11 protein-coding genes and 1 pseudogene are annotated in these 15,410 nt (G+C 74.3%); 5 read left to right on the forward strand and 7 right to left on the reverse strand.

Annotation, left to right across the window (positions count from 1 at the left end; genetic code table 11):
- Positions 1-336 precede the first annotated feature (336 nt).
- Positions 337-573 (reverse strand): helix-turn-helix transcriptional regulator, encoded by a 237-nt coding sequence (locus tag OG689_RS45020; RefSeq protein ID WP_354536916.1) that lies wholly within the window; start codon positions 571-573, stop codon positions 337-339.
- A gap of 394 nt (positions 574-967) precedes the next feature.
- Positions 968-2,737, reverse strand: a complete 1,770-nt coding sequence (locus OG689_RS11135; RefSeq protein WP_266319792.1) for an NAD-binding protein — start codon at positions 2,735-2,737, stop codon at positions 968-970.
- 250 nt (positions 2,738-2,987) lie between these two features.
- Here OG689_RS11135 and OG689_RS11140 point away from each other — a divergent pair, with 250 nt between their 5' ends.
- Positions 2,988-3,497: a methylated-DNA--[protein]-cysteine S-methyltransferase gene (locus tag OG689_RS11140; RefSeq protein ID WP_266319793.1), complete on the forward strand. Its 510-nt coding sequence runs from the start codon at positions 2,988-2,990 to the stop codon at positions 3,495-3,497.
- Positions 3,498-3,674: 177 nt separating this feature from the next.
- The gene (locus tag OG689_RS11145; RefSeq protein WP_266327016.1) at positions 3,675-4,301 is read left to right on the forward strand and encodes an alpha-ketoglutarate-dependent dioxygenase AlkB; all 627 of its coding nucleotides are present in this window, start codon (positions 3,675-3,677) and stop codon (positions 4,299-4,301) included.
- Positions 4,302-4,346: 45 nt separating this feature from the next.
- Here OG689_RS11145 and OG689_RS11150 read toward each other — a convergent pair whose 3' ends face one another.
- From OG689_RS11150 to OG689_RS11165, 4 genes are all read right to left on the reverse strand, one after another.
- Entirely contained in the window at positions 4,347-4,961 is a 615-nt protein-coding gene (locus OG689_RS11150) for a DUF6461 domain-containing protein (RefSeq protein WP_266319795.1), read from the reverse strand.
- A 97-nt stretch (positions 4,962-5,058) separates the two neighbouring features.
- Positions 5,059-6,444 carry a CoA transferase gene (locus OG689_RS11155; RefSeq protein WP_266319796.1) on the reverse strand — a complete coding sequence of 462 codons (1,386 nt, stop codon included), beginning with the start codon at positions 6,442-6,444 and terminating at the stop codon, positions 5,059-5,061.
- 76 nt (positions 6,445-6,520) lie between these two features.
- On the reverse strand, positions 6,521-7,810 hold the full coding sequence (locus tag OG689_RS11160; protein WP_266319798.1) for a cytochrome P450: 1,290 nt from the start codon (positions 7,808-7,810) through the stop codon (positions 6,521-6,523).
- Between the two features lie 143 nt (positions 7,811-7,953).
- Positions 7,954-9,222 (reverse strand): bifunctional GNAT family N-acetyltransferase/ATP-binding protein, encoded by a 1,269-nt coding sequence (locus OG689_RS11165; protein WP_266319799.1) that lies wholly within the window; start codon positions 9,220-9,222, stop codon positions 7,954-7,956.
- A 400-nt stretch (positions 9,223-9,622) separates the two neighbouring features.
- Here OG689_RS11165 and OG689_RS11170 point away from each other — a divergent pair, with 400 nt between their 5' ends.
- The 3 genes and pseudogenes from OG689_RS11170 to OG689_RS11180 all read left to right on the forward strand — a co-directional run bounded on the left by OG689_RS11170 (position 9,623) and on the right by OG689_RS11180 (position 13,141).
- Positions 9,623-10,750 carry a glycosyltransferase gene (locus tag OG689_RS11170; RefSeq protein WP_266319800.1) on the forward strand — a complete coding sequence of 376 codons (1,128 nt, stop codon included), beginning with the start codon at positions 9,623-9,625 and terminating at the stop codon, positions 10,748-10,750.
- A gap of 209 nt (positions 10,751-10,959) precedes the next feature.
- A pseudogene (locus OG689_RS11175) lies at positions 10,960-11,643 on the forward strand (helical backbone metal receptor); the annotation flags it as partial.
- 511 nt (positions 11,644-12,154) lie between these two features.
- The gene (locus OG689_RS11180) at positions 12,155-13,141 is read left to right on the forward strand and encodes a transglycosylase SLT domain-containing protein (protein WP_266319801.1); all 987 of its coding nucleotides are present in this window, start codon (positions 12,155-12,157) and stop codon (positions 13,139-13,141) included.
- 166 nt (positions 13,142-13,307) lie between these two features.
- On the opposite strand, the gene OG689_RS11185 is transcribed toward OG689_RS11180, so the two are convergent.
- Positions 13,308-15,239 carry a hypothetical protein gene (locus OG689_RS11185; RefSeq protein ID WP_266319802.1) on the reverse strand — a complete coding sequence of 644 codons (1,932 nt, stop codon included), beginning with the start codon at positions 15,237-15,239 and terminating at the stop codon, positions 13,308-13,310.
- Between the last annotated feature and the right edge of the window lie 171 nt (positions 15,240-15,410).

A 15,410-nucleotide genomic window follows, 5' to 3' on the forward strand; every position in this document is an offset into this window, starting at 1 on the left:
GAGGTGCGCAAGGTCGCGGACGCAGGATTGGGTGGACCAGCGCAAGGCGGCGACCGCGGCATTGTCCGGCGCGGGAGATTGGGCCCCGGGGGCCCAGGTTCACCCGGCAACGGGCGGGTACGAAGCACGCCGTGTGGGACACCGATCATGATCGCCGAAGCGAACAGCCGATCACTGACTGCCCCATTGCGGACGGAAGGATACGCATGACTTCGCGCCCCGACATGGGCCTGACGCGAGGCTACTGCGTGGACTGCGGCCTCTCCGCCATGGGGAGCCTGGTGCCGCCCAAGGACGGCCGAGAGCAGGCCGTAGAGGGCCACGAGGGCTGCCCTGCTAGTCGTCCCGAAAAAGGCGATCCAACGGCACCTCTAAGGCCGCGGCCAGCTTGATGCACACGTCAATGGACGCGGCATGTGAGCCCGTCTCGGCTCTGTACATCGTGTGCCGGCTGATGTCGGCCAGGTGGGCCAGGGACAACTGGCTGAGGCCCCGAGCCGTACGGAGGTCGCGGATGCGGCGTCCGACCTGGCGTCGGAGGTCTAGCACCCATGCGGGCTCGTCAGGAGGCACATCTCGCTACGCTGCCGCGATCAAGATCTGAAGTCAGCCTCAGATATGCAGCAGGTGTCGAGACAGATCATGCGGGTATGCCAGATTCATTCCAAACTGACCATCGTCAACATTCGAACGTATTGTAACGGTTCGAAATGTCGGTAGCTCTAGAGATGGGCCGTATGCCACCGTAAGCAGCACCAATCGCTTCCGGTCATGGCCCACGTCGCAATTCGAACACCGGCTCAAACAGCCACCAAGCGCGGCCCCCTCCCGCGCCCCGGCCGGATAGCGCAACCCCGCCGAGGACCACCAGGCGCACAGGACGACGAACGTGAGCACCCCGCCCGAACCGCACCCTTCTACCGCCGACCGCATGCGCGTCAGGCTCGCCAAGGCACGCCTGCGGGACCTACGCGCAATGGACCTCAGCAACCCTCAGCCCGCCGATCTGATGCTGGCGGTCAACCGCCTGGCGGGCGCGCTTGAAGACATGATCGGCCTCGCGACTCAGGACTGGCCTGGGAACCGCAACTGACGCCACGACACCCGCGGTTCTGTACTTAGAGACACTGTCGTCGAAGAGCCGCAGCACGACCCGCAGCCCCGGCCGGACGGCTCGGGCCTCCAGGGCGGCCTCCAGGTTGGCCGCGTCGTCGTTGGTGACGGCGACCACGGCCCGGGCGCGGTGGATCCGGGCCTGGCGCAGCTGGGTCTCCAGGGTGGCGTCCCCGACCACCACCGGGATCCCCAGGGTGCGGACCGCCGCGACGCCCCGGGCCTGCGGGTCCCGTTCGACGCAGACCACCGGGACGCCCAGTTCGTGCACCAGGGCCGCCACCCGGGTGCCCACGTTGCCGAGGCCCACCACCACGACATGCTCACGGGTGCCCGCGCCGGGGTTGCGGGCCGGACCGCGGCGGCCGGAGGCCAGCACCTCCACCATGATCGCGGTGGCCACCGGGGCGAAGGTGATACCGCAGAAGGTGATGACGACCTGCGCGACCCGCTGCCAGGTCCCGCCGGTTCCGCCGGCGCCGCCGCCGGGCTGGTCCGGCTGGGCGGCGCCGGCGAGGTCCAGCAGGGCCAGGTAGAGCGTCCAGCCGAAGTCGCGGTTGAGGTACCAGATCACCGCGAAGGAGAACAGGACGGCGGCCAGTGCGGTGAGCAGGACGAGCCGCAACCGGGCGCTGGTGACGTAGCGCAGGGTGTCGAGCAGCCGCCAGCGCAGCCGCCGGAACCACGGGATCCGGACGGACGGCTCGCTCGGCAGGCTCTGCAGGGCCGCCACCCCGTCCGCCGGGTCCACGACGGGGTCGGGTTCTGGGTCGGGCTCGGGCACGGGTTCGGGTACGGCCTCGGGCTCGGGCACGGGTACGGCCTCGGGCTCGGGCTCGGGTTCGAGTACGTCCTCGGGGTCGGGTACGGGCGCCGGTTCCGGTTCGGCGGCGGGCCCGGGCTCGACGCCGGGCACCGGGTCGGCGGCCGGCCGCGGGACTCCGCCCGGGCCGCCCGGGGAACGGACCGGGCCGTCGTCGCCGAACCGCCGGGCGAGTTCGACGAACTCGGCGGACCGGCCGCCGAGGTCGGGCAGCAGGCGCAGCCGGCCGAGGTCCTGCCGGTCGATCCGGTCGGCGACCACGCAGACCTGGCCGGAGTCGATGTCCTCGTCGTACGCGACGTACAGGAAGCGGTCGCCGACCCGGACGGAGTTGGGGCGGGCGAGCGCGGCGTTGGCGAAGGCGGGGGCCGCGGTGGCGGAGCCGGAGAGCGCGGTGCCGTTGTGCAGCAGGCGCTCGATGTTGTCGCCGAGGCGCTGGTTGAACATCCGCAGCACGATCCGGATGCCGGGGTTGTGGCCCTGGGCGCTGAGCGCCGCGTGGATGTGGTCCTGGTCGGTGCCGTCGACCAGGGCGATGCCGCGGGCGGTGTCCACCCGGGCGGCCCGCAGGGCCTCGTCGGTGAGGCTGGTGTACTCCACGACGGCCGCGACGCCGGGGATCTGCTCGATCCGCGGGGCGTGGTCCCGGGTACGGTCGGGGACGAGGGCGACGACGGGGACGTCGTAGTGCTCGACGAGTTCCAGGACCAGCCGGTGGGCCAACGCGTTGCCGCCGCAGACGATGTAGTGCTGCTGCAGCTGCTGCTCGACCGAGGGGCTCCCCCACCCTTCATGAGTCATATCGTCAGATCCTACTGATGCGAAGGGTGTTCCGGGTGACGGCCGGATGACCAAGGGGCGATCTCCCCGGCCCGGACCGGCCCCCGACCCGGCCCTCACCGACCGGGCCGAGCGGGCCGAGCGGGCCGAGCGGGCCGAGCGGGCAGAGCGGGCCGGAAGGGTCGTGTCCGATTTCCGCCGGACATTCCCCGCCGAACCCCCCAGAGTGGTGGTGACGGACACCGAGGACGCACGAACAGGACGACGGCCGATGACTGTCCACACGACGATCGACAGCCCGCTGGGCCCACTGCTGCTGATGGGCGAGGAGTCCCCGACCGCGGTCGGCGGCACCGCGCTCGCGGCCGCCTGCGTACCCGGGACCAGGCGTGCCGTGACCGTCCGCCCCGGCTGGCGGCACGACCCGGCGGCCTTCGAGGTGATCGCCGACCGCTTCGCCCGGTACTTCGACGGCAGCCTGACCCGGTTCGACCTGGAGTGCACGGTCACCGGCACCGACTTCCAGCGCCGGGTCTGGGCGGCCCTGGACGCCATCCCGTACGGGAGCACCACCACGTACGGCCGGCTGGCGGCCGAGCTGGGCCTGCCCAACTCGGCGCGGGCCGTGGGGGCGGCCAACGGCGCCAACCCGCTGATGATCGTCCGCCCGTGCCACCGGGTGCTCGGCGCGGACGGCTCGCTGACCGGCTACGCGGGCGGGACGGAGCGCAAGCGGCAGCTGCTGCTCCTGGAGGGCGCGGCCGCCGCCCTGGCCGGCTGACCGGAATCCGTAGCATCCTCGTACCAGGACCCGGCAACTCGTACCGGACCCCGGCAAGGAACCAGGAACGGCAGGACAGCGGCTGTGGACGCGCTCTTCCCCTTCCCCGACGCCCGCCCCGAGGCACGTCGGGGCACGGGCGCCGGCGGAGACCGTGCACCCGGCGCCCGGACGGAGATCGCGCCGGGTGCGGTCCACGTCCCCGGCTGGCTGGACCTCGACCGGCAGCGGGAGCTGGTCGCCGCCTGCCGGGGCTGGGCCGTCGGACCGGTGCCGATCCGGCACACCCGGCTGCCGCGCGGCGGCGTGATGTCGGTGCAGACCGTCTGCATCGGCTGGCACTGGCAGCCGTACCGGTACACCCGGGTCGCGGAGGACGTGAACGGCCGGCCGGTGGCGCCCTTCCCCGACTGGCTGGTCGACCTGGGCCGCCGCGCCCTCGTCGAGGCCTACCAGGACCCGGCGGCCGGCGAGGAGTACACGCCCGACACCGCGTTGATCAACTTCTACCAGGGCGAGGCGAAGCTCGGGATGCACCAGGACAAGGACGAGAAGTCCGGCGCCCCGGTGGTCTCGCTGAGCATCGGCGACACCTGCGTCTTCCGGTTCGGCAACACCGAGACCCGCACCAGGCCCTGGACGGACGTCGAGCTGGCCTCCGGCGACCTGTTCGTCTTCGGCGGCCCGTCCCGCTTCGCGTACCACGGCGTGCCGAAGGTCCGCCCGGACACCTGCGACCCGGCCTGCGGCCTGGCCGGAGGCCGGCTGAACATCACCATGCGGGTCACCGGACTCAGCGGCTGACCCCCGTACCCGCCGCCGGTCCGGCCGCGGTCCGGCCGCACCGGTTCAGCGGCCCGGCCTCGGGGCGGTACCGGCCACGAACTCGGCGCCCGCCAGGATCTCCGCGGTCAGCCGGACGCCGGTGAGGCGCTCGGCCAGCGCGAAGGCGGCCTCCGTGTGCAGCGTGTGGTCGTGGTCGTCGCCCTCGGTGAGGTCGAAACCCACCTCCCGCATGACCTCCGCCGCGGCCGGTGCCTCGCTGCCGTCCCGCTGGGCCGGGAAGAGCGGCTCGAAGTGCAGGAGGTTGTGGCCGTCCCGCTGCCAGTGGAAGTGGTCGACCGCGTTGACGTTGCGGAAGTGCGAGACCAGCCGGGTGCCCTCGGAGAGCGCGGCGAGCAGCGGGGCGGCGACGCCCAGGTAGCCGTTGGGCTCGATCGCCAGCGCCCACCGACCGAGCGAGGTGGCGGCGATGAACAGCCGCTCGCCGTCGTACTCGTCCCACGTGTCGTAGGCGGCCTCGACCAGCTCGGACGCCCCGGTGTGGCGCTCCTCGGGCTCGGCCCCCGCCCGGCGCAGCAGCTCCTCGGCGGACACGCCCTCCACCAGGGTCAGGCAGTACGCCTCGCGCAGAGCGGGGAAGGCCTCGGAGAACCAGCGGTAGTCGGTGGCGTGTGCGGTCATGGGCCCACCCTCTCAGGCACCTGTGACACCGTCAGGCCCGGCCCCGTCCGGTGCCCCGGATCCTGCCCGTGCCCGTGTCCGTGTCCCGACGCCGGGCTCAGCTCCAGACCGGCGCGTCGGTGCCCCACCGCCCCGGCGGGCGGGACCAGTCGGCGGGCGCGCCCTCGTACCCGACCGGGGACAGCGCGTACCGCAGCCGGCCGACCGGGGAGTCCCGCTCGGCCAGCCGGTCGGCGGGGTCGCCGACGCCGGCCGCACGGGCGGCGGAGGTGTCCTCGGCCGCTTCGGCGGCGGGGTGGACGCCGTGCAGCAGCCAGTCCGCCGTGGCCGCCAGCGAGAGGTTCAGCCGGTGGCCGCCGCCGGTGCCGGCCCGCTCGGTCAGCGCCCGCAGGACGGCCGCGGCCAGCAGGTAGCCGGTACCGTGGTCCAGCGCCTGGGCGGGCAGCACGCCGGGGCGGCCGTCTGGGCCCGCCTCGAGGGCCGCGACACCGACACCGGCCTGCACCAGGCTGTCGAAGCCACGCCGGCCCGCCCACGGACCGCTCGGGCCCCAGGCGTCGAGCTGGCCGACGACCAGGCCGGGGCGGCGCTCCAGCAGGGCCTCCGGGGCCAGGCCGAGCCGGTCCAGCGCGCCGGGGCGGTAGCCGGTGACGACGACGTCGGCCGCGGCGAGCAGGTCCTCGAAGACCGCCCGGTCGGCGGCGGAGGCCAGGTCGAGACGGGTGGATCGCTTGCCGAAGCCGGTGTCGGCGTGGGCGTCCGGGGACTCGGGGAGCCGAGGCGGGTCGATCCGCAGCACGTCCGCGCCGAGCAGGGCCAGGGTGCGGGTGGCGACCGGGCCCGCGATCACCCGGGTGAGGTCCAGCACCCGGACGCCCTCGCAGGGCAGCGCCGCGGCCGGCAGCGGCCGGGGCTCGGCCTCCCCCAGCCGGGCCCTGCGGACCGGCGGGAGCCCGGTCGGACCGGCCGGCGGCGCGACGGCGACGGCCAACCCGCCTGCGGCGTACGCGCGTTCCTGGATCTGCTCGCCGGGCAGCTCCCGCAGGGTCGCCGCCAGCCGCCGGACGGCCTGCTCGTCCTCGCCGTCCGGAAGGCCCAGGGCTGCGAGCAGCCTGACCCGGTGGTGCGGGTAGTTGGCGTGGGTGCGCACCCAGCCGTCGGCGCTCTCCCAGAAGCCGGACAGCGGCGCGAAGGTGCCGGCCGGCCGCCCGTCGATCCGCAGGTGGCGTTCGCTGACGAAGGCGGTGGCGACCGCGCCCTCGTCGATCCGGACGCCGGGCACGGCCCGCCCGCCCCGGGCGGCGACCAGCTCGGCGGCGGCCAGCGAGCACACCGCCACGGTGGCCCGGGCCAGCTCCCGGACCGGCAGCCGGGCGTCCGGCAGGCCGGGCGGGCCGTGGAAGGAGACCCGCTCCAGCAGCGCGTCGGCGCCGCCGAGTGCGGTCCAGGCGTGGGCGGTGGCGGCGTCAGGTCCGGTTGTCATACCGCGCATTGTGCTGCACGGACGCCCGCTGGCGGCGCTGGCCCCGGGCCGCGGCCGGGCGGCCGGGTCCGCCGGCTCAGGCGGTGGGTGCCGTGAAGGTGAAGGGCAGCGACTTCACCCGGTTGTCGAAGTTGGACGGGATCAGCTCCGGCGCGCCGGTCGCCCGCAGGTCGGGCAGCCGGGTGAACAGCTCGCGCAGCAGCACCTTCATCTCCTGCCGGGCCAGGTGGGCGCCGAGGCAGTAGTGCGGGCCGCCGCCGCCGAAGCCGAGGTGCGGGTTGGGCGAGCGGGTGATGTCGAAGACGTCCGGGTCGGTGAAGACGGCCTCGTCCCGGTTGGCCGAGCCGAAGAAGAGCACCACCTTGTCGCCCTTGGCCAGGGGGGTGCCGTCGAGCTCGTGGTCGGTGGCGAGGGTGCGGCGGAACTGGATGATCGGCGTGGCGTGCCGGATGATCTCGTCGACCGTGCCGCCGAGGTGGCGGTCGAGGTCGGAGAGCAGCAGGTCGCGCTGTCCGGGGTGCTCGGTGAGCAGGCTGAGCCCGTGGGTGAGGGCGTTGCGGGTGGTCTCGACGCCGGCCACCAGCAGCAGGGAGAAGAAGGCGCCGAGTTCGCGGCCGGTGAGGTGGCGGCCGTCGACGTCGGCGGTGACCAGGGCGGAGATCAGGTCGTCGGTGGGGTTGCGGCGGCGCTCCCGGCCGAGGTCGGCGACCATGCCCTGCATCCGGGCCAGGGCGCGCAGTCCGCGTCCGGGGATCCGGATCCGGCTGCGCAGCGGGCGGTCGACGCCGGTGTGCTCGGAGGCGTGGTTGACCTGGTCGAGGATGCCGCGCCGGGGCTCCTCGGGGATGCCCATCATGTTGCAGATGACCTGGAACGGGAGTTCGGCGGCGACGGAGGTGACGAAGTCCGCCGGGCGCCGCTCGATCACCTGGTCGACCAGCCGGGCCGCGACCCGGCGGATGTCGTCCTCGGCGCGGGCGAGCAGGCGCGGGGTGAAGGCCCGGGAGATGATCCGGCGCAGCTGGGCGTGCCGGGGGTCGTCCAGGTTGACCATCGAGTCGCCGAACAGGGTGCGGACCCAGCGGGCGGGTTCGGGCGTGGTGACGCCGGGGCCGCTGATGAAGACGCCGGCGTTCCGGCTGGCCTCGACCACGTCGGCGTGCCGGACCAGGGCGTGGAAGCCCTTGGCGGGGTGCTTGCCGGTGGCGGGCCGTTCGGTGAAGAAGACCGGGCCGGGGAGCCGGCGGAGTTCGGCGAACGCGCTCGCCCGGGCGGTGGGCGGGAGTTTCCAGAACCGCGGGTCGGCGAGGTCGATGTCGGTCCGGACGGATCCCGCTCCGGTGGAAGTCCCCGCGACTGCGCTCATGGTGCCTCTCCCTGTGCCTGTCGGTGCCCACATTTAGCGGGCACCGACTGGTTTGGTGTCAAACCATGCTTATTTCCCTACGATATGACTGATTGTCCCGCCCTACCGGTGCGGAAGCCCGGGACGTTCCGGAGGCCGCGATCTCAGACCCGCGCGTGCGAGGTGATGTCCGCGCCGAACTCCTCGATCATCGCCGGGGTGACGGTCGGCCTGGCCTGCTCGATCGCACCGAGGTAGTCCCGGGTGCTCGCCCCCTCGGTGCCGTCGGGCGCGGTGAGGTCCCGCTCGAAGGCGCTCTGCGCGGCGACCCGGGCGGCGTGCTCGATGTCCGCCGGGGTGAACAGGTCGCTCGCGCCGACCAGCACGTCCAGGTCCACGTCCGCGCGGCCGGCCGCGTAGCGGGACCAGATCGCCGCCCGGGCCGCCGCGTCCGGGGTGCCGATCGGGATCAGGTAGTCGAAGCGCCCCGGGCGCAGGAAGGCCGGGTCCAGCGAGCGCACCGAGTTGGTGGCGCACACCAGTAGCCGCTCCTCACCCTCCCGGAAGCCCGGGATCAGCTTGAGCAGCTCGTTGGTCACCCCGTGCATGCCGCCCTGCACGCCCTCGGTGCGGACCGGCGCGATCTCCTCCACCTCGTCGATGAACACCAGGGCCCGCTCCAGCTGCCCGATCCGGGCGAAGGCGTCCCGCAACGCGGCCGCCAGGTTGCCCTCGTCCGCCAGCCTGGACGGCAGCAGCTCCACGAACGGCCAGCCCAGCCGGGACGCGATCGCCCGGGCGAAGGTGGTCTTGCCCGTCCCCGGCGGCCCGAACAAGGCGATGGCCCGCGGCGCCCGTACCCCGTGCCGGGCGGCCCGCTCCGGCTCGGCGAGCGGCAGCACCACCCGCCGCTCGATCAGGTTCTTCTCCGCCTCCATCCCCGCGACCCGCTCCCACAGGTCGCCGGGCAGCAGCCGGCCGCCCAGCTCCTCCAGCAGGCCGGTCGCCGGGCCGACGGCCGGCTCGGTCCGCTCGAAGTACGCGGCCGCCGGACGCCGGGTGTACCCCGCGTTGTGCAGGCCCTCACCGAGCAGCTCCTCCTCCGGCAGCACGTACGCGATCCGCCGCACCCGGCCCGCGAGCAGACGCCGCTCCAGCTCGCGCAGCAGCGAACTGGCCAGGCCGCGGCCGCGCCAGGCCGGCGCGATCGCGATCCGCATCACCCAGGCCCGCTCCCCCGCCACACAGGCCAGCGCCGCCCCGATCGGCGTGCCCTGGTGCACCGCGACCACCGCGGGCTGGCGGGAGGTCAGCGCCCCGATGCACTCCGCCAGCGAGAACACGGACTCCTGGCCCAGTTCCGCCGTGGTGTCGATCAGATGGACGACCGCCGCAAGATCGTCCTCGCGGTAGTCGTGGATCAGCCAGTTCACCGGTGCCGCCTCTCGTCGCCGTGGTCACCGAACGCTAGGGCGACGGCCGCCGCCGGGCCCGCGCCGGAACGGACAAGGACGCCACCGGGATTCGGACGATCCGCACCTACCCGGACGGCGGCCGGAGCCCCGTCCTCGCGCGGCCGGGCCGGCGGCGTCCCTCCGGAAGCGGCCGCTCCGGCCCCGCTCCGGCCGGGGCGGGAGCCACCGCGGCAGGCCCGCACCGGGCGGCGCGAACCGCCACCGCGTCGCGATCAGCTCGGCGCGGCTTTGGCAAGGGGCGTCCACGAATCGTCCGGTAGTGAGCGGTCGCCGTCGAATTGTTTGACGATTCATCAGCCCCGGCGGCGAGACTACGAGTTGCGTCCCGTCTTGCCCGTACCGAGCCAGGAGTAGCACCGTGCGCATACTGTTCACCGGACCGGCCGCGGCCGGCCACCTGTTCCCGATGGTGCCGACCGCCCAGGCGCTGCGAGCCGCCGGGCACGAGGTGCTGTTCGCCGGGTCCCTGCCGCTGGACCAGCTGCGCAACGCCGGCTTCCCGATCACCGAGATCGGCGACGGCACCAACATCCAGCAGGCCTTCGAGCGGGCCTCCGAGCGCGGCGCCACCTACGTCAACCACGACAAGACGCAGGAGGAGATCTTCGACCTCGCCGCCGTCGGCTTCGCGGAGCTCGCCCGCCCCACCGTGGACGGCCTGCTCGCCGCCGCCGAGCTGTGGGCCCCGGACGTCCTGGTCTACGACTCCTTCCAGGCCGCCGCGCCGCTGGTCGCGGCGAAGCTCGGGATCCCCTCGGTACTGCACAACTTCGGGGTGGTCTCCGGCCACGAGATGGTCGCCAGGCTCGCCGGCCACTTCGAGGACGTCTACCAGAAGCACGAGGTCGCCGGGCCGGCCCGGCCGATCGCGCTGGACGTGCTGCCCGCCTCGCTCGGCGGCGACGGCGACGGCTGGCGGACGCGCTACGTCCCGTACAACGGCGGCGGGTTCCTGCCGGCCGACCTGCTGCGCCGGGCCGGCCGGCCGCGCGTGGTGGTCACCCTCGGCACCGTGCTGACCCAGATGGACGGGGTCCGGTCGATCACGGCGCTGGCGGAGGCGGCCGGCTCGGTGGACGCGGAGTTCCTGTTCGCGCTCGGCGGCGCGGACGTCGCGCTGCTCGGCGACCTCCCCGCCAACGTCCGGACGCTGCCCTGGGCGCCGCTGGCCGAACTGCTCGGCACCGCCGACGCGGTGGTCCACCACGGCGGCTCCGGCACCATGCTGACCAGCATGGTGGCGGGCATCCCGCAGCTGCTCCTCCCGCAGGGCGCCGACCACTTCGCCAACGCCGACGCCCTGGTGGCGGCCGGCGCCGGGCTCCGCGCCAAGTCCGAGGAGGTCGACGGCGAGCTGCTCGACCGGCTGCTCACCGACCCCGCGCTGCGGGCGGGCGCGAAGGCCCTGCTGGCCGAGAACGACGCGCTGCCGGCCCCCGCCGCGCTGGTCCCCGGCTTCGAGGCCCTGGCGGCCCGGTCGCGCTGACCCGACCGGTCCGCGGCGGGCACTCCCCCGCCCCGGACCGCGGGCCCGGCTATCGTGACCGGATGGCCGACCGCCCCGCTGATCCGCCCACCCGCGTACCCACCGCCGCGCGCACCGGTCCGGCTACCGGTCCGGCCGCCGGTCCGCAGTCCCTTCGGACCCTCCAGGACGACCTCGGGCTGACCGTCCGACTCGGCACGGTGCGGCGGGTGGTGTCGCTGGTGCCCTCGCTGACCGAGGCGGTGGCCGTCACCGCACCCGGCCTGCTGGTCGGCGCCACCGACTGGTGCACCCACCCGGCGGACCTCCAGGTGACCCGGATCGGCGGCACCAAGAACCCGGACGTACCGGCGATCGTCGCGCTCGCCCCCGACCTGGTGCTCGCCAACGAGGAGGAGAACCGGCTCCCCGACCTGGACGCCCTGCGGGCCGCCGGCCTGCCCGTCTGGGTCACCGGGATCCGCACCCTGGACCAGGCCCTGGCCTCACTGGACCGGATGCTCGGCCTCGCCTGCGGCCTGGCCCGGCCGGCCTGGCTGGACCAGGCGCAGACCGCCTGGCAGGACGTCCGGCCGCCGGGCCCGCCGCTGCGCGCGGTGGTGCCGGTCTGGCGCCGGCCCTGGATGGTGCTCGGCCGCGACACCTTCGCGGGGGACGTGCTGCGCCGGCTCGGAGCCCCGCCCTTGCACGCCGACCACGCCGAGCGCTACCCCGCCGTCCCGGTCGGGGAGCTCAACGCCGCCCGCCCCGACCTGGTCGTCCTGCCGGACGAGCCCTACCGCTTCACCGCCGAGGACGGCCCGGAGGCCTTCCCCGGTGTGCCCGCCGCCCTGGTCAGCGGCCGGCATCTGACCTGGTACGGCCCCTCGCTGGCCGAGGCGCCGGACCTGCTCGCCGCCCAGCTGGCCACCCGCCTACCACCCGTCGCCGGGGCCCGAGGCCAGGACGGGGACGGGGACGGGGACGGGGGCGGGAGCGGGTTCGGAGGCGTGGACGGGAACGAGGACGCGAGCGGGTTCGGAGGCGTGGACGGGAACGAGGACGCGAGCGGGTTCGGAGGCGTGGACGGGAACGAGGACGCGAGCGGGTTCGGAGGCGTGGACGGGAACGAGGACGCGAGCGGGTTCGGAGGCGTGGACGGGAACGAGGACGCGAGCGGGTTCGGAGGCGTGGACGGGAACGAGGACGCGAGCGGGTTCGGAGGCGTGGACGGGAACGAGGACGCGAGCGGGTTCGGAGGCGTGGACGGGAACGAGGACGGGGACGAGGATCGGGGCGGGCAGGGCGCGCCCGCCTGACCGGAGCCCCGGCCGGGGCCCTGGTGACCGGCCGTCAGACCGCCCGCCGTAGGATGACGCTTCTTTCGAGCATGGTTCGTCCACGGGGGGATGGTTCCGGATGCACATGAGGTCTGCACAACGGGCGACGGTTCTGGTCACGGCGGTGGCCCTGTCGGGTGCACTGCTCGCGGCCTGCGGTCACACCGCGCAGGGCGGCGCGAGCACCGAGGCCGGCGCCACGCCCGCGGCCGCCGGTGCGACGGCGACCACGAGCGGCACGCCGTCGCCGACGCCCACGGCGAGCGACACAGCGAGTGCCTCCCCCAGCGCCACGACCAGCCCGTCGGCCAAGGCGACCACCGCCTCACCGAGCCGGAGCGCCACCGCGAAGCCCACGGCTGCGCCCACCGGCAAGGCCGGCGCACCGCAGCCCGCGGCAGCCCCCGCGCCGGCCCCCGTACCCGTCGCCAAGCCCGGCCCGGCGGCCCCGCCGCCGCCGGCCCCGGCCACCACCCACGTCCCGCCGCTGCAGAGCTCCTGCAAGCCGAGCTACCCGAGGCCGAACGAGCCCAGGGCCACGGTCGGCGCCGCGCTGACCGCCGCCGCCGGCCAGTCCCGGGTGCTCAACCTGAGCAACGGCGGCACCGACAGGATGCCGCCGCTGCCCGCGAACCTGGTCAGGGCGATCGCCTGGCAGGAGAGCGGCTGGCAGTCCGGCATCCTCGCCTGCGACGGCGGCATCGGGACCATGCAGGTCATGCCGGACACCGTCACCTGGATGAACGGCAAGTTCGCCGCCAAGTCGGACGCGACCACGCTGGAGGGCAATGTCCAGCTCGGCACCCAGCTGATCGACTGGCTGGTCGCGTACTACGGCGACTCCGGCTTCGGCGGGAAGTACGACCTCGCCCCGGACCCGGCCACCGGCAAGACCCCGCTGCTCGACCTGGTGATCGCCGCCTACAACGCGGGCGCCGGCAATGTGCACTACAACACCGTCACCGACCCGGCCACCAACACCACCACCGGCAGCCTGGTGATCCCGAACCCCGGCTACGTCGCCAACGTCAAGGCCCTGATGAGCAGCGCCCCCTGGAACGCCGCCGGCTGACCGCGGCCCGGCGACGGGCCCCGGCCGGTCCTGCCCCACAGTCGGTCCGGGCGCGGTCCCGGTCGGTCCGGCGACCGACCGACCTTCGCGGTCGGCACGCACGAGAGCCCGGCGGACGGATCCGCCGGGCTCTCGGCTGCTACGGGTACCTCGGTGGCGCCGGGGTTCAGCTACGGGCCTCGGACACCGCGGTGCCCAGGGCCTCCTTGATCCGGGGACCGAGGCGCGCGAAGCCGAACTCCTTCATCGCCGCACGCAGCAGCTCCTCGTCGCTGCGCTCGACGGCGTCGCCGTCGATCCACCGGACCACGGCGAGCAGCTCGGCGGCCGAGTAGGCCGTGACGGGCTTGCCCGGCGTGAAGTCCGGCTTCTTCGGACGGCGCGCACGAACGACCTTGGCCGGCTCGTCGGTCTCGTCGGTCTCGTCGGTCTCAGCGACCTCGTCGGTCTCAGCGACCTCAGCGACCTCAGCGACCTCAGCGACCTCAGCGACCTCAGCGACCTCAGCGACCTCAGCGACCTCAGCGACCTCAGCGACCTCAGCGACCTCAGCGACCTCAGCGACCTCAGCGACCTCAGCGACCTCAGCGACCTCAGCGACCTCAGCGACCTCAGCGACCTCAGCGACCTCAGCGACCTCAGCGACCTCAGCGACCTCAGCGACCTCAGCGACCTCAGCGACCTCAGCGACCTCAGCGACCTCAGCGACCGGGGCAGGGTCCACCGCCGGGGCGACGGGCGCAACCTCGGGCTCGACGGCCTCGGCCTCGGGCTCCCGAACCTCCGGCGTCGCGTCGACGTGCGCCTCGGCGGCGACCTCGGCCTCAGCGACCTCAGTGTCGGCCACCTCGGCCGCCTCGGGCTCGACGGCATCGGCTTCAACCGCAACTACGGCGGCCTCGACGACCTCAGCCTCAGCCTCAGCTGCCTCGGTCTCGGTCTCGGTCTCGGTCTCAGCCTCGGCAGCCTCCACCTCGACCTCAGCCTCGACCTCGGCCTCAACCTCCGGCTCGACCACCGCCACGGCCAGAGCCGCGTCCTCGGTGGCGGGCGCCGGGATGGTGATCACGGCCTCCGTCTCCACCTCGGGCACGACAGCGGCCTCGACCTCGGCCTCGACCTCCTGGATCTCGGCCTCGGCCTGGCCGTCACGCTGGCCGCCGGCCAGAGCCTGCCGGGCGGCGTCGGCCCCACCGGTGTGGCGCTGGTAGGCGGCTTCGGCGGCGCGCCGGTCGGCGCGGGCCGCGGTCAGCTCCGTGAGCAGCTCGGCGAGGCCGTTCTCCTCCAGGGTGATGCGCAGGCCACGGATGGTGGGCAGGCGGTAGAGGGTGCCCTCGTCGTCGGCGAGGCGCTCGACCAGCTCGGTGAGCTCCTCGAAGGTCAGGGCGTCCAGGTCGCGGGCCGGCAGCAGGCGGGCGAGCCCGGCGAGCCCGGCGTTGACGGCCTCGAAGGCCTGCGCCGTGGCGTCGACGAGTTCACCGTCGGCCGGCGCCACCGGGCGGGCGCCCTCGGTGGCGAAGACGGCCCAGGCGCGGCGCTCGACCTCGGCGGCGGCCAGGGCGTCGTGCAGTTCCTCGCGGCGCAGCCGGCCGGTGGCCAGGGTCTGGGCCTGCTTGCGCAGGGCCCGGGCGCGGAGCCAGGAGATCTTGACCCCGCGCTCCTTGCGCCAGGCGCCGCCGGCGGTGGCGGCGGCGAGCGCGTCGAGGTCGGTGTCGTAGACGGCACCGTCCAGTGTGGTGGAGGTGCGGTGGACGCGCTGGAGCAGCTCGACCAGGAGGGCGGCCTTGGCGACGGTGCCGGGCTCCTCCAGGCCGGCGTCCCCGGCGAGTCGGGTGACCGACTGCCAGGTCTGCTGCAGGTCGTGGCCGCGGAGTTCGGCGAGGACGGTGGAGGCGGCGCGGGCGTCCTCCGGGGTGGCGACGGTGTCGACGGCCTCGTACCAGGCGTGGGTGTCGGCACTGAGGGTGAAGGCGCCCAGCTCGGCGTACTTGCCGAGGTCCGCCCTGAGGTCGGTTTCGGTGCTGCCGTCCTGGGCTGGGGCCTCGTCCAGGTCCGATACGTCGGCTGCGTCGGCGTTGCGCGAGTGAAGCACTGTCATGTGAAGTCCGGTTCCTGGCAGGGCGTCTACGGCGGGGACTGGCGGAGAAGGCCACCGGCGGTGCGCGGCTGCGGCGGGTCGGGCGTTGGCCGCGGCAGGCATCCGGTGTGGACGCCCAGAATACGGGTGCCCGTTCGAGGCTTGCACGCACCCACCGTCCGACGGACCGGT

Origin of the sequence: Kitasatospora sp. NBC_00240 (assembly GCF_026342405.1) — a bacterium.
Classification (GTDB): Bacteria; Actinomycetota; Actinomycetes; order Streptomycetales; family Streptomycetaceae; genus Kitasatospora.

What these genes read in the sequence shown, in the direction of transcription:
- OG689_RS11135 (WP_266319792.1), bottom strand. Translation starts at nt 2,737, where the DNA reads ATGACTCATGAAGGGTGGGGGAGCCCCTCGGTCGAGCAGCAGCTGCAG.
- OG689_RS11140 (WP_266319793.1), top strand. Translation starts at nt 2,988, where the DNA reads ATGACTGTCCACACGACGATCGACAGCCCGCTGGGCCCACTGCTGCTG.
- OG689_RS11150 (WP_266319795.1), bottom strand. Translation starts at nt 4,961, where the DNA reads ATGACCGCACACGCCACCGACTACCGCTGGTTCTCCGAGGCCTTCCCC.
- OG689_RS11155 (WP_266319796.1), bottom strand. Translation starts at nt 6,444, where the DNA reads ATGACAACCGGACCTGACGCCGCCACCGCCCACGCCTGGACCGCACTC.
- OG689_RS11160 (WP_266319798.1), bottom strand. Translation starts at nt 7,810, where the DNA reads ATGAGCGCAGTCGCGGGGACTTCCACCGGAGCGGGATCCGTCCGGACC.
- OG689_RS11180 (WP_266319801.1), top strand. Translation starts at nt 12,155, where the DNA reads ATGAGGTCTGCACAACGGGCGACGGTTCTGGTCACGGCGGTGGCCCTG.
- OG689_RS11185 (WP_266319802.1), bottom strand. Translation starts at nt 15,239, where the DNA reads ATGACAGTGCTTCACTCGCGCAACGCCGACGCAGCCGACGTATCGGAC.